This window comes from Lysobacter sp. P5_B12 (genome assembly GCF_056400425.1).
Genome location: NZ_JBFULG010000001.1, coordinates 110,510 through 129,143, shown reverse-complemented (window position 1 = coordinate 129,143; position 18,634 = coordinate 110,510). Strand labels below are relative to the sequence as shown.

Below are 18,634 nucleotides of genomic sequence, written 5' to 3'. Positions count from 1 at the left end.
CTAACTTGCGCACCTCGCGATTCAAAGCGCGAGCGTCCCCCACGAGTCAGGAGCAAAAGCACAATGAGCGACATCAAAAAGGATCACAGCATCGGTGAAGGCACGGGTGCAGTGACGGGCGCCGTCACGGGTGCGGCCGTGGGTTCGGCGGCAGGCCCGGTCGGTACCGTCGTCGGCGCGATCGCCGGTGGCGTGCTCGGTGCGAAGGCCGGCGGTTCGATCGCCGAAGCCGTCAACCCGACCGCTTACAACGATCATTGGAAGACCTCTTACCGCGACACCGCGTATTACAACAAGAGCGGCGACTGGTCGGATTACGAGCCGGCTTACAAGTACGGCTACGACACCTACGGCCAGTACCGCGGGCAGAAGTTCGACGACGTCGAACCCGACCTGCAGCGCGGCTGGGAATCGGGCAAGGCGAATTCGCGCCTGGCCTGGGCTGAAGCGAAGGGTGCGGTGCGCGACGGTTGGCATTACGTCGAACGCGCCATGCCGGGCGACGCCGACCGCGACGGTCGCTGATCGCATCGCAAGGACTCGCGGTGCGAACGCGCCGCAAGACGAGCCGGGGGAACCCGGACGCAAAGGCCGCCTCGCGCGGCCTTTGCTTTTTTGATGACTTCACCAGCCTTGAACGCATTCGCGCCTAGCTTTTGAAGCTCGACACATGGAGCGGCCCATGAGCATTCTCCGAAAGGACCACGTGGTCGGAACCTCCGGCGCAGCCCTCGCGGGCGGTGCGGCGGGCGCGGCGCTGGGCGCCGTGGTCGCGGGCCCGCCGGGCATGGCGGTCGGCGGCATCGTCGGCGTGGCCCTGGGCGCAACCGCGGGCGACCGCATCGCCGAGGCGCGCGACCGGCGCGAGAACCTGGGCCACTTCGAACAGATCTACCAGTCGATGCCGTATTACCGCGCCGGATATACCTGGCACGACTACGCCCCGGCCTACCGCTACGGCCTGGAAACCTACGAACGCTACGGCGAAGAGACCTTCCAGGAATCCGAATCGATCCTCCAGGGCGCCTGGGAGTCCAATGCGCACTTCGGTTCCCGCATGGCATGGCTCGAGGCGCGCCCGGCCGTCGAACACGCGTGGCGCTCGATGCAGGAAGCGCTCGGCAAGGCCGAGCACATGCCGCCGCCCCGCTAGCCGGTACCATGGCGGCCCCCGCAGGACAGCAGGGCCGCCCCCCGATGAGCGACGAACGCAATTCCGTTTCCCGCGCGCAGGCCGAAGACGCCGTGCGCACCCTGTTGCGCTGGTCCGGCGACGACCCGGCGCGCGAAGGCCTGCTCGACACGCCCAAGCGCGTGGTCCGGGCCTACGAGGACTGGTTCAGCGGTTACGCGCTGGATCCCGACGACTATCTCGGCCGCACCTTCGAGGAAGTCGAGGGTTACGACGAACTCATCGTGTTGCGCGACATCCAGTTCGAGAGCCACTGCGAACACCACATGGCGCCGATCATCGGCCGCGCGCACGTGGGCTACCTGCCCTCGGGCAAGGTCGTGGGCATCAGCAAGCTCGCGCGCGTGGTCGAAGCCTATGCGCGCCGCTTCCAGGTGCAGGAAAAGATGACGGCGCAGATCGCCGGCTGCATCCAGCGCGCGCTGCATCCGCTGGGCGTCGGCGTGGTGGTCGAGGCCGCGCACGAATGCATGACCACGCGCGGCGTCCACAAGCGCGGTGTCAGCATGGTCACCTCGACCATGCTCGGGACCTTCCGTGAAGACGCACGCACCCGCGGCGAGTTCCTCCAGTTCATCTCCGTCGGCAGCGGCCACCGCTGAGGCGCCGGCGCTCGACTGCCTGATCGTCGGTGCCGGCCCCGCCGGCCTGGTGGCGGCGACCTACCTGGCGCGCTTCCATCGGCGCGCGATCGTGGTCGATGCCGGCAAGAGCCGCGCGCGCTGGATCCCGAAAAGCCACAACTGCCCCGGATTCCCTTTCGGCGTCTCGGGCGCCGAGCTGCTGACCAAGCTGCGCGCGCAGGCGACCGGTTACGGCGCCGACATCGTCGATGGCTGCATCGCGCGGCTCGAGCGCGACCGCGATGCCTTCCTCGCCACTGCGCAGGACGGTCGGCGCTGGCGCGCGACCTACGTGCTGATCGCCACCGGCATCGTCGATGCGATGCCTGCGATGCCAGGGCTCGAGGATGCGATCGCCCGTAACGTCGTGCGCATGTGCGCGGTCTGCGATGCCTACGAAGCCAGCGACGATCACATCGCGGTGTACGCGCCGGTCGACGCGGCGATCGCGCACGCGGTTTTCCTGCGCACGTTCTCGCGCAACGTCGTCGCGGTGCGCTCCGAGCCCGGCGAGCCCAGCGCGGAAAGTGCGGCGCTCGCGCGCGAGGCACGCGTGACTGTCCTGCCGGTGGCCAAGTCGCTCGAACACGATGGCCGCTGTTGCGTCTTCCGACTCGAAGACGACAGCGTGCATCGCTTCGACACCGTGTATCCGATCCTCGGCGCCAGGGCGCAATCGGAGCTGGCGACCGCGCTGGGCGCAGCGGTCGACGACAACGGCGAATTGCACGTGGACCCGCGGCAACAAACCAACGTCGACGGCCTTTACGCCATCGGCGACATCGTCAGCGTGTTGAACCAGATCAGCGTCGCGGTCGGCCATGCCGCCATCGCGGCCACCGCGATCCACAACCGCCTGCCGCCCAACTTCCGCGAAGATCCCGAAGCACAACCGGCGACGGCAGCGGACCTGCCGTCGCCGTGAACCTCAGGCGTGCTGGATGCGCGGCACCGCCATCCTGGGATCGTTGGAGATCATCGGATCGCAGGGAATGACCGAACCGTTGGTGCTGTCGAGCACCAGGACGCAATAGTCGGCGTTCAACGCCGCGGTGTTCAGATCGGTGACCGCCGCGTTGTCCGTCGTGTAGGAACTGCTCAATTGCGGTGGCGTGATGTCGCCGGTGAAGGTCACGCCGTTGACGCTGTAGCGGTCGTTGCCGTTGAGGCTGACGTTGATCGTCGCGGTGCCGGCGCCGACGCTCGTCTTCAGGCCCCCGTTGTCCTGGTTCCCGCCGGTGTACTTGAAGCTGTACTGCATCTGCGTGTTCGGTGCGGTGACCGTGACCCAGCCGTTGCCGTTGTTGCTGCCGGGTTGCACCTTGAGGTTCACGTTTTCGCTGGACATGTCGCTGCTCCGTCGGGTGGGGTCAAACGTGGCGGGGATCGTTGGAAATCATCGGGTCGCAATCGATCAGGAACCCATCGTCGCGGCGCACCACGACGATGTAATAGGCCTGCATGGCGTATTCGTTCTGGTTGGAGATGGTCGCGTGGTCGCCGTCGCTGTCCTGCCGCACCCATTCCAACTGCGCGTTGGAATCGCCGGAGAAGGAGACGCTTTCGATCTCGTACTTGGCTTTGGATTGCGAGCGGTCGGACTGCTTCAATTTCACCGTATAGACCTGTGCGCCGTCGCCCACCTGCGCGTTGAGGTGCCCGCGGCCTTTCTTGCCGCCATCGAAGCGATAGGCGTACGGTTCCTTCGCGTCCTTGTGGATCGCCGTCGTGGCACGCCAATCGCCGTCGGGTGGATCGCCACGCATCACTTCCAATTTCGCTTCCTGTCTGCCTTTCATCGCACGGCCACCGTCGGTTTGGAGAGTTGGGACTGCAGGGTGCGCGTCTTGCCCAACCAGGTGACGACGCGCTCGTTCTTCGGTTCGACGGCGACGATGGCCGCGAACATGCGCTCGGCTTCCGAGGCGATGGGCATCGCGTCGCGCGGCTTGGTCACGCCGACCAGTTGCGCGCGCCAGTAACGTCCGATGCCCTGTTGGCTGAGCCACAGGCGATTGGTCGGGTCTTGCTTCACCAGCGCGTCCGATTCGCGATTGGCCGCTTCGGTCGCCACGCGCGCACCGGCGAAATCGCCGCGCTTGAAGCGCACCTGGGCCAGCAGCAACTGCGCGTCCACCCAATCCTTCCGCCACGCGGCGTTCTTCGGATCCTGCTTGCGCAGGATCTCGATGTTCGACAACAGCGTCGCGTACCAGGTCTCCGCCTCTTCGAAGCGTTTCTGCCGCTCGGCGTTGGTGCCCAGCCAGGACAAGACGATGCCTTCCTCGGCGCGCGTCTGCGTATCGTTCGGGCGTTGCTTCACCCACCCGCGGAACAACTCGAGTTCGCGCTTCATCGCGTGCTCGGCCGCTTCGTGCTGGTTGCGTTGCTCCAGCAGCACGGCGAGGTTGTGGTAGCCGTACGCGGCTTCCTTCTGCCAATCGAAATTCTTGCGATCCATCGCCGACAACTGCAGCGCGCTGTCGCGATATCGGGTGAGCCAGCGTTGCGCTTCGTCGAGATTGCCCTGCACGTAGGCCACGTTGCCGATCCAGTATTCGGCCTGCGCGCGGTCGAACAGGCGCTGCCCGTTGGAGGTGTCGCGCGCGACGAGCGCTGTCGTGCGCGCATACGCCTGGCGGAAGGCGCGCATCGCTTCGGCGTGGTTGCCCTCCGTCAGACGCACCTGTCCGATGCCCGTGAGCGAACGCGCCTGTTCTTCGAGTGCGCGATCGTTGAGGTCGCGCGGATCGAGTTCGGCGAAATAGGTCGTCGCCTTGTCGTCGACGGTGCGCATCAAATCCAGGCGGCCGACGGTGGTGAGTTTCTTGCGCAGGTCGCCGAGCATGAAGCCCAGCAAATCCTCGGCCTGCGCTTGCCGCCGCTGTGCATCGTTGCGCGCGACGTGCGCGGTGATCGCAAGCCCCGAGGTGATCGCCATCCCCGCCAGTGCGGCGGCCGTGACGAAGGCCAAACGACGGTTGCGCCGCTGCGCCTCGCGCTGCACCAGCGCGTCGTAACCCACGCCCAGGATGCCCGCGACGAGCTTGAGGAACGCGCGATCCTTGCCATCGCCCTCGGGCCGCGCATCGGCCGCGAGCGGAATGCGCCCTTCCTCGATCGTCGCGGGCGGGAAACAGTTGTCGACGGCCGGGTCGCCTTCGACGATGAAACAGAAGATGCGATCGCTCCGCTCCTGCGCCATGAATGCGCGCACTTCCGCATCCACCCATTGCGATCGCGCCGCCGCCGGCGAGCAGATCACCACCAGCGCATCGGATTCGGACAGGGCTTCGCGGATCGTACTGCTGAGATCGCCCGCGGTCGGCAACTCGTCGCGATCGCGGAATACCGCGCCCAATTTCGCCGGAATCGCACCCGCACGCCCATGCGTTCCCACCAGCCGCCCGGGCACGCGATACGACTCCAGCCGATGCAACAACCAGCGCGCCCAGTGGGCGTCGTTGTGGCTGTAGCTGAGGAACGCGCGGTAGCGCACGTGTGTTGCCCCGCAGGGCGGTTGGGGGACGTTGTGGGAACGCCCCGCCTCGTGAATCCCGGACACCCATGCGACAAACGGTCACTGATCAGGCAAGGGCGTGTCGGGCTAGACTGCACGCCGTCGTACCGCCAGCGAACCCCCCAGTGACCGCAACCGACGCTCCCGGCGCGCGCAAGGCCGCGCTCGCTTTCATCTTCGTCACCGTCCTGATCGACATCCTCGCCTTCGGCCTCATCATCCCGGTGCTGCCGCACCTGTTGATGGACTTCGTCGGCGGCGACACCGTGCATGCGGCGTATTGGGTCGGCGTGTTCGGATTCCTGTTCGCCGCGATCCAGTTCGTCTCGGCGCCCGTGCAGGGTGCGATGTCGGATCGCTTTGGCCGACGACCGGTGATCCTGCTGTCGTGCCTCGGGCTCGGCGTGGATTTCATCTTCATGGCCGTCGCGCAGACGCTGCCCTGGTTGCTCGTGGGTCGCGTGGTGTCGGCGATGTTCTCGGCGAGCTTCACCACCGCGAACGCCTACATCGCCGACGTCACCGAACCGGCGAAACGCGCGCAGGCCTACGGCATGATCGGCGCGGCCTTCGGCCTGGGTTTCATCATCGGCCCGGCGATCGGCGGACACCTGGGCGAAGTGAACGTGCGCCTGCCCTTCTGGTTCGCCGCAGGCCTGGCGCTGTTGAACTTCGTCTACGGCCTGTTCGTGCTGCCCGAATCGCTGCCGGTCGAGCGTCGTACCAAGCGCATCGACTGGTCGCACGCCAACCCGGTCGGCTCGCTCAGGCTGTTGCGGCAATACCGCGGGATCTGGGGCCTGGCGATGGTCGTGTTCCTCATCAACTTCGCGCACTACGTGTATCCGAGCGTGTTCGTGCTGTTCGCCGATTTCGCATACGGCTGGGGCTCGGGCGACGTGGGTTGGGTGCTCGGCGCGGTCGGCGTGCTGAGCGTGATCGTCAATGCAGTGCTGGTGAAGAAAGTCGTCGGTGCGATCGGTGAGCGACGGGCCTTGTTGCTCGGCCTGTCCTGCGGCGTGGTGGGCTTCTCCATCTATGGCTTCGCGCCGACCGGCGCGGTGTTCCTGATGGGTTTGCCGATCATGTCGCTGTGGGCCCTGGCGATGCCATCCACGCAGGCGATGGTGACGCGCGAAGTCGGGCCCGAAGTGCAGGGGCGCGTGCAGGGTGCGTTGACGAGCCTGGCGAGCCTGGCCGGCATCGTCGCGCCGGTGATCTATACGTCGGTGTTCGCGTGGTTCATCGGGCCGCATGCACCGGCGAAACTGCCGGGCGCGCCGTTCCTGCTGGCCGGTGTGTTGCTCGCATGCGCGGGACTGGTGGCCTGGCGTTACGCGAAGACGCACGCGGTACCGCGCGCTGCGCCCGACGAAGTCAATCCCGAAGCGGCGACCTGACGCGGGCGATCAGCGTTCGAGGATCGCGACGACGCCCATGCCGCCGGCGGTGCAGATCGATATCAGGCACCGCCCGCCGCCGCGTTCCTTCAATTCCTTCGCGGCCGTGGCGACGATGCGTGCACCGGTCGCCGCGAAGGGATGCCCTGCGGCAAGCGACGAGCCATTCGGATTGATCTTCGCGGGGTCGATGCGCCCCATCGGTGCGTCGAGGCCCAGGCGCGTGCGGCAATACTCTTCGCTTTCCCACGCCCGCAATGTGCACAGCACCTGCGCGGCGAAGGCTTCGTGGATTTCGTAGAAGTCGAAGTCCTGCAGCGTCAGGCCATTGCGCTTGAGCATCTCCGGCACGGCGATGGTCGGCGCCATCAGCAGGCCTTCGCCATGCACGAAGTCGACCGCGGCCACGTGCGCATCGCGCAGATGGCACAGCACTTCGAGGTTGTGTGCGGCGGCCCATTCGTCGCTGGCCACCAGGCACGCGGCGGCGCCATCGGTGAGCGGCGTCGAATTACCGGCGGTCAGCGTGCCGCGGCCCGAGGTCTTGTCGAACGCGGGCTTGAGCGTGGCGAGCTTTTCGATCGACGTGTCGGGCCGCAGGATGTTGTCGCGCGACACGCCGCGGAAACTCACGACCAGGTCATCGAAGAACCCGCGTTCGTACGCCGCGGCGAGCTTGTGGTGCGAAGCCACCGCGAGCTCGTCCTGCGAGTCGCGCGAGATGTTCCATTGCTTGGCCATGTCCTCGGTGTGGTCGCCCATCGTCTTGCCGGTGCGCGGTTCGGCGACGCCGGGGAAATCGGGCTTGAGCTCGCGGAAGTGGAAGCCCTTGAAGGCGGCCAGCTTTTCCTTCGGCGTCTTGGCCATCGCGGCGGCGAGGATGCGACGACGCAGCCGCTGCCCGTAGACGATCGGCACGTCGGAGGTCGTATCCGAACCGCCGCCGATGCCCACTTCGATCTGGCCCGTGGAAATCTTGTTGGCGATGTGCACGATCGTGTCGAGCGAGGTCCCGCACGCGCGCTGCAGCGTGATGCCTGGCGTCAGCGGCGAGAGGCCCGAGGACAGCGCGGCTTCGCGGCCGAGGTTCCAGTCGCTGGAATGCTTGATGACCGCGCCGAGCGCGACTTCACCCAATTGCTGTCCGTGAAGGCCGAACTTCTCGACCAGGGCGCCGAGCGTTCGCACGGACATGCCGAGGTTGCCGACATCGGCATACGCCGTGTTCTGCTTGCAGAAGGGGATGCGGACGCCGCCGAGGATGGCGACGGGACGGCCGTGCAGCATCGGATGACCTCGTCGATCACAGCCCGCCGCGAGAACCGCCCGGGCATAATGCGATGCAGTGTAAACCCCGCCACCAGCGGGGCCAATCCACGTTCCCGGCCGACAGATGAACAACGCAACGCCCGACCTCCAATTGCTCGGCGCCCTCGCGCTGGAACTCGCGCCCGGCTCGCATGCGCAGCGCACCGCGCTGCCCCAGGCCGACGCCGGTGCGCTCGCGCAGAAAATGGCGCAGGACCTGTCGGGCTTCGCCGACGGCGCCGATGCCCTGCAATTGGTGACCGTGGGTGCGCACTACGACGTGGTCGAGTTGCTGCGGCCCGGTTGGCCCCTGCATCGCGAACTCGACCAACTCGCCGCGCGCGCGCCCGGCGATGCGGCCGGCCGCGTGGTCGCGTTCGGTGCGCATGCCGACACCCTGCCCGGCGCGCTGACGCCGCAGGCCGAATACGCCGGTGGCCCGCTGCGCCTGGTGCCTTTCGTCCTGGGAGGCGATGCGGACATCGCCACGCGCGTCGGCGATCTGTTCGAACGCGACCTGATGGAGCGCGGCATGGCGGGCGCTGCGACCGCGTTGCTCGCGCAGGACGCCTTCGGCCTGAAAGTCGAACACGCGCGCTACCTCACGCTGCACGACCTCGCGGCGATGATGGCGATGCAATACGAACACGCGGGCCTGGCGCCGCTGTGGCCGATCCTCGAAGCCGCGCTGCTCGCGCCCGATGCGGAAGAATGGCTCGACAGCAATCCCGAACCTGTCGTGCATTACACCGAGCGCGAAGCACGCATCGCGATGTTCACGCCGCAAGCCTGGCGCGAACGCTATGCGCCCGAAGCCGCCCATGCGACCGAAGGCCAGTGCGACAAGCTCGAACGCGCTTTCGAATTCTTCCAGGCGCGGCAGCGCCAGTTCGCGGCCGTCCTTCAAGCGCACGGCATCCCGGTGACGTTCGTGCACTGCGACGCGCAACACGACGCGCACGAAGAACTCTGACGCCTTACGTGCCGCCGTCGGTGCGCGCGAAATACAAACGGTAGCCTTCGTCCACCATGCCCAGCGCTTCGTACGTGCGCTGGGCATTTTCGTTGTCGCGCTCGACGAACAAGCGTAGCCCGACGACGCCCTGCGTCTGCTTCGCCAAGCCTTCGACGTGGCGATACAGCGCCGAAAACACGCCTTTTCGGCGGTGTTGCGTCGGCACGTAGACGCTCTGGATCCACCACCAATCGCCGTTGCGCCAATCGCTCCATTCGGTGGTGAGCATCAGGGTGCCGACGGGAACGCCGATGGTTTCCGCGCCCGCGAACGTCGCATCTTCCATCGCGACGAAGTACCGCGACTTGCGCGGATCGGCGATGCCCGCGGCGACGCCGGCACGCACCGTCGCCGCATCGAACTGCTTGCCTTCGGTTTCCATCGCCATCGCCGTATTCCACTCGGCGATCAGCTCGGCGTCCGCCGGATGCGCGGGACGAATGCGGAAGGCGTGCGTCATTGCACGATCTTGATGACCGCGCACGCGACGCGCGCGCCGGCATTGCCCGCCGGTTGCGAGGTGTAATCGTCCGCCGCCGCATGCACGACGAGCGCACGATCGGCGATGTCGTTCGCCGCGGCGCCGCCGAGCGTCACGCCCGCCAGATGGATGTCGAGATTCACCTGGCCCTGCGCATTCGCGGCGATGTTGTCCATGTCGCCCGCGTGGTGCGTCGGCGTGTTGGCGCGGCCATGGGGTTGTCCCATCGGATTGAAGTGCCCGCCCGCCGAACTGGCATCGGCCGCGGTGCAATCGCCTTTCTCGTGCACGTGGATCGCGTGGACGCTGTTCGGCAGGAATCCGCCGACGGTGCCGGTGAGATGCACGCCGTCGCCCATCGGGACAATGGTGACGCGGCCACTGACGAGGCTGCCGGAGGCCGGAGCGAGATTGGCGCGGCCTTCCTTCGCCGTGCTGGCCGAAGGCGGAGGTGTCGGCGCGGGTTTCGGCGCGCTCGCGCAGGCAGCGAGCGTGAGCGTGGCGACGATGGCGATGGCGTGGCGCATACGAAGTCCTCCTTGGTCAGTGCCGCTTGCGGCCGGGGCCGAGCTTGCGGGTGAGCGTGTTACGTCCGAGTCCAAGCCGTTGGGCCGCTTCGCCGCGATGGCCTTGCGTATGTTCGAGCGCGGCGTCGAACAGGATGCGCTCGAAGCGTTCGCGCGCATCGGCGTGGAGATCGGCCGCGCCCGATGTCAGCCGTTCGCGCGCCCAGCGTGCGAGCGCTGCTTCCCAATCCTCGTCGTGCGCCGTCTCCGGCACCGCGTGCGCGAAGGCCATGTCGAGCTCTGCCGTACCGATCGTATCGCCGGGCGCGAGCGCGGCCAGGCGCCAGCACACGTTCTCGAGCTCGCGCACGTTGCCGGGCCAATCGTACTTGCGCAGGCGGTCGAGCGCCGGCTTCGCGAAACGCTTCGCCGGCGCGCCAAGTTTGCGCGCGGCCGCGGCGAGGAAACGCTCGGCGAGTGCCGGCACGTCTTCGCGGCGATCGCGCAGGGGCGGCAGATGCAGGCGCACGACATCGAGGCGATGCAACAGGTCCGCGCGGAACTTCCCTTCGGCGACGAGACGTTCGAGTTGCTGGTGCGTGGCGGCGATCACGCGCACGTCGACGCGGATCAATTCGCGCCCGCCCACGCGGAAGAACTCCCCTTCGGCGAGCACGCGCAACAGGCGCGTCTGCAACGGCAGCGGCATGTCGCCGATTTCATCGAGGAACAGCGTGCCGCCGTCGGCTTGCTCGAAACGGCCGACATGGCGCTTCTGCGCGCCGGTGAAGGCGCCGGCTTCATGACCGAACAGTTCGCTCTCCAGCAGCTCGGAGGGAATCGCGGCAGTGTTCAAGGCAACGAAGGGCCGATACGCGCGCGGCGATTCGCGATGCAACGCGCGCGCGACGAGTTCCTTGCCCGTGCCCGTCTCGCCCGTGATCAGCACCGACAACGGGGCTTGCGCCAGGCGCCCGATGCTGCGGAACAACGCGCGCATCGCGGGCGTATCGCCGATGAGTTCCTGGTTGGGCGGGCTCGTCGGTGCGAGCGTCGTCGCATGCACGTTCGCCGCCGGCAGCGCGCGGGCTGCGATTTCAACAGCCGCATCCAGGTCGAAAGGCTTGGACAGGAATTCGTAGGCGCCGCCGCGGAAGGCGCCCGCGGTGCTCGCGATGTCGGTGTAGGCGCTCATCACGATGACCGGCAATTGCGGCGCGGCGATCTTCAACTTCTCGAGCAACGCAAGCCCATCTTCGCCCGGCATGCGGACGTCGGTGAACAACAGGTCGGGTGCGCCACGCGAACGCAACGCATCGAGCGCATCGCGCGCGTTCTCGAATCCATCGACTGCATGCCCGGCTTCGCGCAAGGCGGTGGCCAGGACGAAGCGCACCGCGCGATCGTCATCGACGATCCATACACGCGCGGCGTTGCGTGCCTCAGTCGACATGACCGCCCTCCTCCGCTTCGTCTTCCAGCCACAAGGGCAACAACAGGGTGAACACCGTGTGCCCCGGCCGCGAGCGATAGGCGAGCGAACCGCGATGTTCGCGCGCGACTTGTTGCGCGAGCGCGAGCCCCAGGCCGCTGCCCGCCGCGTGCCCGCTCACCAGCGGCAGGAAAATGCGTTCGGCGAGTTCTTCCGGCACGCCGCGGCCGTCGTCGACGATTTCCAGCCGCATCGCGAGCGCATGCGGCACGTCGCCGATGCGCACGCTGTGTTCGGCGCGCGTGCGCAGGGTGATGTTGGCGGCGCCGGCGTCGATCGCATTGCGCACCAGGTTCCACACCGCCTGCGTGAGGCGATCGCCGTCGCCGAGCACGTCGGGCAGCGACGGGTCGTAATCGCGCACCAGGCGCAGGGCCCAGCCCGCGTCGCTTTCGGCCAGGCGCAGCACGCGTTCGAGCACCGCGTGGATGTTCACCGGTTCGAACGGGCGCGGCGGCGCGGGTGACAACAGCCGATCGAGCAGGCCGGTCAGGCGGTCGACTTCCGATTCGATCAGCGAAACGAGCTCGCGGCCCGTGTCGTCGTTCGCGACCCGACGCGACAACAATTGCGCGGCGCCCTTCAAACCGGCGAGGGGATTGCGCAGTTCGTGCGCGAGCCCCTTCAACGCAGCGGACAGGGCACTGGGCAACAGTTGCGCGGGATCGTCGCCGGGAAACTCGTCGACCGGATGCGCCTCGATCCACCAGCCCCCGCCATCGCGCGCAGTCAGGGTGACATCGGCGAAGCGCGGCACCTCGGTGCCGGGGAAGGCCAGGGGGATCCGGCGCAGGCGCGCGCCCTCGCCTTGCCCCGAAATGGCGCGAGCGAACGCATCGCCTTCGAACTCCAGCGCGGCCAGCGGCACCCCCGCCAAACGCTTGGCGCTGACCCCGAGCCACCGCGCGCAGGCCGCGTTCGCGCCTGCGATCCGGCCGTCGGCGCCGGTCCAGGCGACCGGTGTGCTGAGGAGATCGAGGTCGGGCGGGGCGGCCAACATTGCACCAATGTAGTGCGGAACGTGGCTTGGGGCTAGGGATCGCTGGTCGGCACCAGGGCTTCGTCGGAACGCTGCGCGGGCAGGCAAGCGCCCGCAATGGCGTCGTTCTTGAACAACAGGAACGCGGCGATCGCCAGCTTCGCGAACACGACCGCGAACTCGATGCGGATCCGGACGTCGTCACCGTCGCCGACCGAGGAATTGTCGATCGCGACCCAGCGGACCGCGTCGGGGAGGGCCGTCGCCAGCAGACCCAGGCCGATGAGCGATGCACCCGTGCGCAGCAATCCGCGCGCGTCGAGCGAAGCGGGCGACGAGCCGACGGGTTCGGGAACCAGCCACTTTGCGATCTGGAAGGACGCCCCCCACAGCCCGAGGAACACCAGGCCCTCCACCATGACGACGACCGCAACGAACCCGAGGGACCAGGTCTCGGGGTTCAACGCGTAAACCGCGGTCAATGTCTTGAATGCGACCAGCACGCTCCACAATGCAAACAGCCGCAACGCAGCTCCAACCAAACCCCTGACGGTCATTCGGCAACTCCCCTGTGAATGGCGCGAGCCTAGGGGATCGCGCGCTGCCGGCCAAGCAGGTCGGCCTCGATCTGCAGGTTCTCAAGGTCGCGCCCGACGGACGCCGCGGCCACCAGCGCTCCGCCACGGAAGTAACGCGCAGTGAAATCCTGCGCCTCCAGCGCGCCATCGATCTCCACGCGGTCCCATTTGCCCGCGTAACCGCAGTAGCGCACTTCGACGCCCTGGTGGTGGGTCCAGAAGAAGGGCACGTCATCGAAGACGCGGCCTTCGCCGAGGATGTTCGCCGCCGCGCGCTGGCCCATGCGTTGCGCGTGCACCCAATGTTCGACGCGTGCGTGCTGGTCGCCGATCGGAAAGCGCGCGACATCGCCCGCGGCATAGTGATCGGCCAGGGAGGTTTGCAGGTGGGCGTCGACGACGATGCCATCGTCCACCGCCAGGCCTGCTTCTTCGGCGAGCGAGGTGCGGGGCACGACGCCGACGCCGACGATCAGGACCTCGCACGCGACGCGCAAACCGCTTTCGCAAATCAGCGCGGTCCCATCGAAGCTGGCGGGCTTCTCGCGCAAGTGGAATTGCACGCCCTTGTCCGCATGCAGCGATTGAATCCACGCGCCGAGCTCCGCGCCGAGCGCGTGTTCCATCGGCACGGCATCCGGCGCGACGACATGGACGTCGAGCCCGCGCGCGCGCAACGCGCCCGCCGCTTCCATGCCGATGAAACCGGCGCCGACGAATGCGACGGACCGCGCATTGGCGCAGGCCGCGATGATCGCGCGCGCGTCGGTGAGCGAACGCAACGCGAACACGTTCGGGCGATCGAAGCCGGGCAGGCGCAGCGGCCTCGGCGCCGCACCGGTGGCGATCAACAGCGCGTCGTACCCGATGCGGTCGCCTTCGCGCAGCACGACTTCGCGCGCTTTCGGATCGATGGACACGACCTTGCTGCCGACGCGCAGGTCGATCTTGCGCTTTGCGTAATGCGCCTGAGACGACAACGGAATCCACTCCTCGGGCATGTTGCCGACGAGATAGTCCTTCGACAGATTGGGGCGATCGTAGGGCCCATCCGCATCCGCGCTGAGCATCGTCAGCGATCCGGCGTGCCCGAGATCGCGCAAGCGTTCGGCGGCCGCGAAGCCTGCAGCGCCGCCGCCGATGATGACGATGCGCTCGCGGGGCGTGCGCGGCCGCGGTGTCGCAGGTTTCGCGTGTGTCTGCTCACGCACGAAGACCGTGTCGCCTTCGATGTCAACGCGCCATGTCGCCAATCGACCGAACGCGGGCGCCTTGCGCGCGAAGCCATCGCGCAAGCTGAAACACGCGTGGTGCCACGGGCAACGAATCTCCTCGCCGACGCGCAGGCCTTCGGCGAGGGGGCCGCTGTAATGCGTGCAGGTCGCGCCGATCGCATGCAAGCCATCGTCCAGGCGCGCGATCAGCACCGCTTCCTTGCCGACGCGCCCTCCCAGCACACCCGCGGTGGGCACGCTCGCGAGCGGCACGCCAAGTGCGAAATCGGGCCCCGGGGGCAACTCATCGGTATGCGACATCGGCCAATCCTCCGTGCGCGCGATCTTCCTCCGATGGATGCGGCAGCGCGAGCGACGTTCCCGGGAACCTCGCGCGCACCCGCGCATCCGATGGAAAACCCCGGAGAACGCCCATGCTCGACGCTCGCCTGCAGCTGATCGACCCGCAATCCGCGCCCGCCATCGAGGAATCGCGCCCGTCGCGCCACGAAGCCGAAGCGGCGATCCGCACCCTGATCCGTTGGGCCGGCGATTCGCCCTCGCGTGCGGGCCTGATCGACACGCCGGCGCGCGTCGCGCGCGCCTACGAAGAATGGTTCGGCGGCTACGCCATCGACCCCGACGCGTTGCTCGCGCGCGATTTCGAAAGCGCGGGTTACGACGACATCGTGCTGCTGCGCGACATTCCCGTGCGTTCGATGTGCGAACACCACATGGCCGCGATCCGCGGCGTCGCGCACGTCGCCTATCTGCCGGGCGAACGCGTCGTCGGCATCTCGAAACTCGCGCGCCTCGTCGACGCCTACGCGCGTCGCCTGCAGATCCAGGAACGCCTGACGTGCGAGATCGCCGACACGCTCGACCGCGTGCTGCAACCGCGCGGCGTCGCGGTGGTGATCAAGGCCTCGCACGAATGCATCGGCTCGCGCGGCATCGCGATGCACGGCGTCGGCATGGTGACCAAGCGTTTGCTGGGAGATTTCGAACGGGAGCCGTGGCGGAGCGAGTTGCTGGCGTCGTTGGCCTAAGGCAAGCGCCAATCAATCGGCGTCATCCCATGGCGAACCAGATACTCGTTCGCCTTCGAAAAATGTCCGCACCCGATGAAGCCGCGGTGCGCACTTAGCGGGGAAGGGTGGGGCGCCTTGAGCACGCGATGCTTCGACGTGTCGATCATCTTGCCCTTGGCCTGCGCGTAACTGCCCCACAACAGGAAGACGAGGTGTTCGCGCTCGCGGTTGAGGGTTTCGACGATATGGTCGGTGAAGCCTTCCCATCCCTTGCCTTGGTGCGCGCCAGCGCGGCCTTCTTCCACCGTCAGCACGGCGTTCAACAGCAGCACGCCTTGTTCGGCCCAGTGATCCAGGCAGCCGTGCGTCGGTGTCGGGATGCCGAGATCGCGCTGCAATTCCTTGAAGATGTTCACCAGCGACGGTGGCGTGGCGGTGCCGTGTTGCACCGAGAAGCACAGGCCGTGCGCCTGGCCGAAGCCGTGATACGGATCCTGGCCGAGGATGACGACCTTGACCTTGTCGAAGGGCGTGGCATCCAGGGCCGCGAACATCTGCGGCGCGGGCGGGAAGACGCGCGTGCCCTTTTGCATGCGTTCGCGAAGGAAACCGCGCAGCGTTTGCATGTCTTCGCGCGCGAGGTAATCGGCCAGGCGGGCTTTCCAACTCGGATCCAGGCGAATGCGGTCGCCCTCGCCCGTGGCCGCCGCGTCCGTCATGCGTCGATGCTGCGCTGCTCCGGCAGCTTCGCCACGCGCAGCTGGAACAGCGTCTTGGTCACGAGCAGGCGTTCTTCGATCGGCTTGAGCACCAGGTCGTTCGCGCCTTCGCGCAACAGGCCGGACTGGTTGTCCTTGTTCTCGTCGCCGGTCATCACCAACACCGGCAGTTGCCGCTTGTTGTAGCCGAAGTCGTTGCGGATGCGCGCGAGCAGGTCGCGGCCGCTGAGCTCGCCCTTGAGATAGACGTCGCTGAGCACGAGGTCGGCGCCCGGTGCTTCATCGCCTTCGCGATTGGCTTCCAGGTACTTCAATGCATCTTCGGCGCTGATGGTGTGCACGACGCTCAGGCCCTGGCGTTCGAGCATGCGCTTGGTGGCCAGCGCGACGACGCGGCTGTCCTCGACATACAACACGCGCGCACCGGCGACCGGTTCGGGCTGCACGTAGCCGCGGATGAAGGCCGCCAGCGCCGTGTGGCCGAGGCCCTTGTCGAAATAATCGGTGACGTCTTCGCTCAGGCTGCGGCTTTCCAGGCGTGCCTGCGCTTCGCCGGAGACGACGATCACCGGCACGTAGGCCTGGCCCGATGCGGTGCGTACGGCCTTGGCGACCGTGAGGCCGTCGCCGTCGGCGAGGATGAGCGCCGTGGTGACCAGGTGGAACGGGCCGGTTTCGAGCGCGGCCTTCGCTTCTTCCAGGCCCGCGCAGCCGATGACTTCGACGTTCGGCAATTCCTTCATCAACACGTCGCCGATCAACTTGCGCACGAGCTTCGAGCCGTCGACGACCATGACGCGCGGTGCGTCGCTGATCAGGTGCCGCAGGTCGGCGGGCGCCTTGCTCATCGCGTCGGCCGCGTCTGGCGCAGGAAGTGGCCGGTAACGATGCCGGCGCCGACCCAGCCCAGCAAGGTCGCGCCGCCCAGGACGATCGCGGCCTGCACCGCATCCACGCCCTGCAAGGTGAACCCGCTGCCGTAACTGCCCGCCAGTTGCGCGAGCGGTTGCTGCAACGCCATCCACGCGCCGGTGAGCAACGCGAGTGCGAGCGCGCCGGCACCGAGCCCGTACCACACGCCCAGATAGAGGAAGGGCCGGCGAATGAAACCGTCGGTGGCGCCCAGCAATTGCAGCACGCCGATTTCTTCGCGACGCGACTGGATGTCCAGCCGCACCGTGTTGCCGACCACAAGCAATGCGCCCAGCCCGAGCAGCCCGGCGAGCACGAGCGCCACGCGGCTGCCGAAACGCAGCCAGTTGTCCAGGCGCGTGCGCCACTTCGCGTCGTGCTGCACGAGATCGGCCTCGGGCATCGTCCGGAGCGATTCGGCCAACACCGATTCATTGCCGCGCGGTGCGATGAGCAGCAGCCACGGCAGCGGATTCGCATCGCCGGTGGCGGCGAGTGCGTCGACCGCTTCGCCAAGGCCGTCGCGTTCGCGGAGCGTCTGCAAGCCCTGGTCGGGCGAACGCACGTCGACCGATGCGACATCCGCGCGCATGCGCAGCGCATCGGCGATCGCGTTCGCGCGCGTCGCGTCGGTGCCGTCCTTCAGATAGACCGCGACCTGGCGCGAACTCTGGACTTCACCGGCGAAGCGCTCGACATTCGCGAGCACGATCCACAGCCCGAGCGGCAAGGCGAGCGCCACCGCCATCACGCCGATGGTCAGCAGCGTGGCCCACGGCTTGCGGAACACGCGGCCGAGGCTGGCGATGAAGCTGTAAAGATGATGGTCGACCCATGCGCCGAGGCCGCTCGAATGCACGCGGCGGTCCCGGGTGTTGGCAGCACGGCCATTCGGCGCCGGAATCGCGCCGACCTGTTGCTCAGGCATCGGCGAGTTCCTCCGGCGCGATGTCGTCGGCCAGCTTGCCCTGGTCGAGCACGAGCACGCGCTTGCGCATGCGCTTGATCAGGCCGAGGTCGTGGCTGGCGACGAGCACACTCGTGCCGCGTTCGGGCAGGGCGGCGAACAACGCGAGGATTTCCGCCGACAGCGTGGGATCGAGGTTGCCCGTGGGTTCGTCGGCGACCAGCAGCATCGGTTCGGCGACCAGCGCGCGCGCGATGCCGACGCGTTGCTGCTCGCCGGCCGACAACTGCGAGGGCAAGGCCTTCTCGCGCGGGGCCAGGCCCAGGCGATCGAGCATCGAGCGCACGCGCTTGCCGATCTCGCCGCGCTTCATGCCGCGCAGGATCAGCGGCAGCGACACGTTCTCGCCGACCGTGCGATCCATGAGCAATTGATGGTTCTGGTAAACCACGCCGACCGAACGGCGATGCAGCGCGATCCTGCCGCCGCGCACCTTCGCCAGGTTCTTCTCGTCGAAGAGCACCGCGCCGCGCGAGGGGCGCTCGGCGAGTTGGATCAACTTGAGCAGCGTGCTCTTGCCCGCGCCGGAGTGGCCGGTGACGAACAGCATTTCGCCCGGTGCGACCGCGAAACTGACATCCGTCAGTGCAACGTGGCCACCGGGGTATTGCTTGCTGACGTTGTCGAAGCGCAGGACCGACATGGGCGGAGTATGGCGCGATTCGCCACGCCAGCGAAGGCGGGGTGCACGGTTGTG

Annotated in this window: 21 protein-coding genes; 7 read left to right on the top strand and 14 right to left on the bottom strand. The window is 67.5% G+C overall.

Annotation, left to right across the window (positions count from 1 at the left end):
- Positions 1-63 precede the first annotated feature (63 nt).
- The 4 genes from AC1DOM_RS00575 to AC1DOM_RS00560 all read left to right on the top strand — a co-directional run bounded on the left by AC1DOM_RS00575 (position 64) and on the right by AC1DOM_RS00560 (position 2,740).
- Entirely contained in the window at positions 64-525 is a 462-nt protein-coding gene (locus AC1DOM_RS00575) for a hypothetical protein (RefSeq protein ID WP_498959291.1), read from the top strand.
- Between the two features lie 157 nt (positions 526-682).
- Complete coding sequence (locus AC1DOM_RS00570) at positions 683-1,153, top strand: hypothetical protein (protein ID WP_498959290.1); 471 nt, start codon at positions 683-685, stop codon at positions 1,151-1,153.
- Between the two features lie 44 nt (positions 1,154-1,197).
- Complete coding sequence (gene folE / locus AC1DOM_RS00565) at positions 1,198-1,794, top strand: GTP cyclohydrolase I FolE (RefSeq protein ID WP_498959289.1); 597 nt, start codon at positions 1,198-1,200, stop codon at positions 1,792-1,794.
- A complete protein-coding gene (locus AC1DOM_RS00560) occupies positions 1,730-2,740 on the top strand; it encodes an NAD(P)/FAD-dependent oxidoreductase (protein WP_498959288.1) in 1,011 nt (336 codons plus the stop codon). The genes folE (AC1DOM_RS00565) and AC1DOM_RS00560 overlap by 65 nt, the downstream gene beginning before the upstream one ends.
- A 3-nt stretch (positions 2,741-2,743) precedes the next feature.
- Here AC1DOM_RS00560 and AC1DOM_RS00555 read toward each other — a convergent pair whose 3' ends face one another.
- The 3 genes from AC1DOM_RS00555 to AC1DOM_RS00545 are packed head-to-tail and all read right to left on the bottom strand — an operon-like array spanning position 2,744 to position 5,314.
- The gene (locus tag AC1DOM_RS00555; RefSeq protein WP_498959287.1) at positions 2,744-3,163 is read right to left on the bottom strand and encodes a hypothetical protein; all 420 of its coding nucleotides are present in this window, start codon (positions 3,161-3,163) and stop codon (positions 2,744-2,746) included.
- A gap of 22 nt (positions 3,164-3,185) precedes the next feature.
- Positions 3,186-3,614, bottom strand: coding sequence for a hypothetical protein (locus AC1DOM_RS00550; protein WP_498959286.1), 429 nt, complete (start codon positions 3,612-3,614; stop codon positions 3,186-3,188).
- Positions 3,611-5,314 (bottom strand): toll/interleukin-1 receptor domain-containing protein, encoded by a 1,704-nt coding sequence (locus AC1DOM_RS00545; RefSeq protein ID WP_498959285.1) that lies wholly within the window; start codon positions 5,312-5,314, stop codon positions 3,611-3,613. Before AC1DOM_RS00545 ends, AC1DOM_RS00550 begins: the two co-directional genes overlap by 4 nt.
- A 146-nt stretch (positions 5,315-5,460) precedes the next feature.
- Here AC1DOM_RS00545 and AC1DOM_RS00540 point away from each other — a divergent pair, with 146 nt between their 5' ends.
- Positions 5,461-6,735, top strand: a complete 1,275-nt coding sequence (locus AC1DOM_RS00540) for a TCR/Tet family MFS transporter (RefSeq protein ID WP_498959284.1) — start codon at positions 5,461-5,463, stop codon at positions 6,733-6,735.
- Positions 6,736-6,744: 9 nt separating this feature from the next.
- On the opposite strand, the gene AC1DOM_RS00535 is transcribed toward AC1DOM_RS00540, so the two are convergent.
- Positions 6,745-8,022 (bottom strand): acetyl-CoA C-acetyltransferase, encoded by a 1,278-nt coding sequence (locus AC1DOM_RS00535; protein ID WP_498959283.1) that lies wholly within the window; start codon positions 8,020-8,022, stop codon positions 6,745-6,747.
- A 106-nt stretch (positions 8,023-8,128) separates the two neighbouring features.
- Between AC1DOM_RS00535 and AC1DOM_RS00530 the strand changes: the two genes are divergently transcribed.
- The gene (locus AC1DOM_RS00530; RefSeq protein WP_498959282.1) at positions 8,129-9,016 is read left to right on the top strand and encodes a hypothetical protein; all 888 of its coding nucleotides are present in this window, start codon (positions 8,129-8,131) and stop codon (positions 9,014-9,016) included.
- Between the two features lie 4 nt (positions 9,017-9,020).
- On the opposite strand, the gene AC1DOM_RS00525 is transcribed toward AC1DOM_RS00530, so the two are convergent.
- From AC1DOM_RS00525 to AC1DOM_RS00500, 6 genes are read right to left on the bottom strand one after another with little or no spacing between them, the layout of a single operon-like run.
- The gene (locus tag AC1DOM_RS00525) at positions 9,021-9,518 is read right to left on the bottom strand and encodes a GNAT family N-acetyltransferase (RefSeq protein ID WP_498959281.1); all 498 of its coding nucleotides are present in this window, start codon (positions 9,516-9,518) and stop codon (positions 9,021-9,023) included.
- A complete protein-coding gene (locus AC1DOM_RS00520) occupies positions 9,515-10,066 on the bottom strand; it encodes a superoxide dismutase family protein (RefSeq protein ID WP_498959280.1) in 552 nt (183 codons plus the stop codon). Before AC1DOM_RS00520 ends, AC1DOM_RS00525 begins: the two co-directional genes overlap by 4 nt.
- Positions 10,067-10,082: 16 nt before the next feature.
- A complete protein-coding gene (gene ntrC / locus AC1DOM_RS00515; protein WP_498959279.1) occupies positions 10,083-11,498 on the bottom strand; it encodes a nitrogen regulation protein NR(I) in 1,416 nt (471 codons plus the stop codon).
- Complete coding sequence (locus tag AC1DOM_RS00510) at positions 11,488-12,537, bottom strand: two-component system sensor histidine kinase NtrB (protein ID WP_498959278.1); 1,050 nt, start codon at positions 12,535-12,537, stop codon at positions 11,488-11,490. Before AC1DOM_RS00510 ends, ntrC begins: the two co-directional genes overlap by 11 nt.
- A gap of 32 nt (positions 12,538-12,569) precedes the next feature.
- Positions 12,570-13,043, bottom strand: a complete 474-nt coding sequence (locus AC1DOM_RS00505) for a hypothetical protein (RefSeq protein ID WP_498959277.1) — start codon at positions 13,041-13,043, stop codon at positions 12,570-12,572.
- Positions 13,044-13,102: 59 nt separating this feature from the next.
- The gene (locus AC1DOM_RS00500) at positions 13,103-14,629 is read right to left on the bottom strand and encodes an FAD-dependent oxidoreductase (RefSeq protein ID WP_498959276.1); all 1,527 of its coding nucleotides are present in this window, start codon (positions 14,627-14,629) and stop codon (positions 13,103-13,105) included.
- 113 nt (positions 14,630-14,742) lie between these two features.
- Here AC1DOM_RS00500 and folE (AC1DOM_RS00495) point away from each other — a divergent pair, with 113 nt between their 5' ends.
- Positions 14,743-15,357 (top strand): GTP cyclohydrolase I, encoded by a 615-nt coding sequence (gene folE / locus AC1DOM_RS00495; protein WP_498959275.1) that lies wholly within the window; start codon positions 14,743-14,745, stop codon positions 15,355-15,357.
- Here folE (AC1DOM_RS00495) and ung read toward each other — a convergent pair.
- Genes ung through ftsE form a run of 4 tightly spaced genes read right to left on the bottom strand, consistent with a single transcriptional unit; the run spans position 15,354 to position 18,580 of the window.
- Positions 15,354-16,058, bottom strand: a complete 705-nt coding sequence (ung, locus tag AC1DOM_RS00490; protein ID WP_498959274.1) for a uracil-DNA glycosylase — start codon at positions 16,056-16,058, stop codon at positions 15,354-15,356. The genes folE (AC1DOM_RS00495) and ung overlap by 4 nt on opposite strands.
- Complete coding sequence (locus AC1DOM_RS00485; protein ID WP_498959273.1) at positions 16,055-16,906, bottom strand: response regulator; 852 nt, start codon at positions 16,904-16,906, stop codon at positions 16,055-16,057. The genes ung and AC1DOM_RS00485 overlap by 4 nt, the downstream gene beginning before the upstream one ends.
- Entirely contained in the window at positions 16,903-17,898 is a 996-nt protein-coding gene (gene ftsX, locus AC1DOM_RS00480) for a permease-like cell division protein FtsX (RefSeq protein ID WP_498959272.1), read from the bottom strand. The genes AC1DOM_RS00485 and ftsX overlap by 4 nt, the downstream gene beginning before the upstream one ends.
- Positions 17,891-18,580, bottom strand: coding sequence for a cell division ATP-binding protein FtsE (gene ftsE / locus AC1DOM_RS00475; protein ID WP_498959271.1), 690 nt, complete (start codon positions 18,578-18,580; stop codon positions 17,891-17,893). The genes ftsX and ftsE overlap by 8 nt, the downstream gene beginning before the upstream one ends.
- Positions 18,581-18,634 lie beyond the last annotated feature (54 nt).

What these genes read in the sequence shown, in the direction of transcription:
- folE (WP_498959289.1), top strand. Translation starts at nt 1,198, where the DNA reads ATGAGCGACGAACGCAATTCCGTTTCCCGCGCGCAGGCCGAAGACGCC.
- AC1DOM_RS00555 (WP_498959287.1), bottom strand. Translation starts at nt 3,163, where the DNA reads ATGTCCAGCGAAAACGTGAACCTCAAGGTGCAACCCGGCAGCAACAAC.
- AC1DOM_RS00570 (WP_498959290.1), top strand. Translation starts at nt 683, where the DNA reads ATGAGCATTCTCCGAAAGGACCACGTGGTCGGAACCTCCGGCGCAGCC.
- AC1DOM_RS00535 (WP_498959283.1), bottom strand. Translation starts at nt 8,022, where the DNA reads ATGCTGCACGGCCGTCCCGTCGCCATCCTCGGCGGCGTCCGCATCCCC.
- AC1DOM_RS00510 (WP_498959278.1), bottom strand. Translation starts at nt 12,537, where the DNA reads ATGTTGGCCGCCCCGCCCGACCTCGATCTCCTCAGCACACCGGTCGCC.
- AC1DOM_RS00575 (WP_498959291.1), top strand. Translation starts at nt 64, where the DNA reads ATGAGCGACATCAAAAAGGATCACAGCATCGGTGAAGGCACGGGTGCA.
- ftsE (WP_498959271.1), bottom strand. Translation starts at nt 18,580, where the DNA reads ATGTCGGTCCTGCGCTTCGACAACGTCAGCAAGCAATACCCCGGTGGC.
- AC1DOM_RS00550 (WP_498959286.1), bottom strand. Translation starts at nt 3,614, where the DNA reads ATGAAAGGCAGACAGGAAGCGAAATTGGAAGTGATGCGTGGCGATCCA.
- AC1DOM_RS00500 (WP_498959276.1), bottom strand. Translation starts at nt 14,629, where the DNA reads ATGTCGCATACCGATGAGTTGCCCCCGGGGCCCGATTTCGCACTTGGC.
- folE (WP_498959275.1), top strand. Translation starts at nt 14,743, where the DNA reads ATGCTCGACGCTCGCCTGCAGCTGATCGACCCGCAATCCGCGCCCGCC.
- AC1DOM_RS00520 (WP_498959280.1), bottom strand. Translation starts at nt 10,066, where the DNA reads ATGCGCCACGCCATCGCCATCGTCGCCACGCTCACGCTCGCTGCCTGC.
- AC1DOM_RS00530 (WP_498959282.1), top strand. Translation starts at nt 8,129, where the DNA reads ATGAACAACGCAACGCCCGACCTCCAATTGCTCGGCGCCCTCGCGCTG.
- AC1DOM_RS00485 (WP_498959273.1), bottom strand. Translation starts at nt 16,906, where the DNA reads ATGAGCAAGGCGCCCGCCGACCTGCGGCACCTGATCAGCGACGCACCG.
- AC1DOM_RS00525 (WP_498959281.1), bottom strand. Translation starts at nt 9,518, where the DNA reads ATGACGCACGCCTTCCGCATTCGTCCCGCGCATCCGGCGGACGCCGAG.
- ntrC (WP_498959279.1), bottom strand. Translation starts at nt 11,498, where the DNA reads ATGTCGACTGAGGCACGCAACGCCGCGCGTGTATGGATCGTCGATGAC.
- ftsX (WP_498959272.1), bottom strand. Translation starts at nt 17,898, where the DNA reads ATGCCTGAGCAACAGGTCGGCGCGATTCCGGCGCCGAATGGCCGTGCT.
- ung (WP_498959274.1), bottom strand. Translation starts at nt 16,058, where the DNA reads ATGACGGACGCGGCGGCCACGGGCGAGGGCGACCGCATTCGCCTGGAT.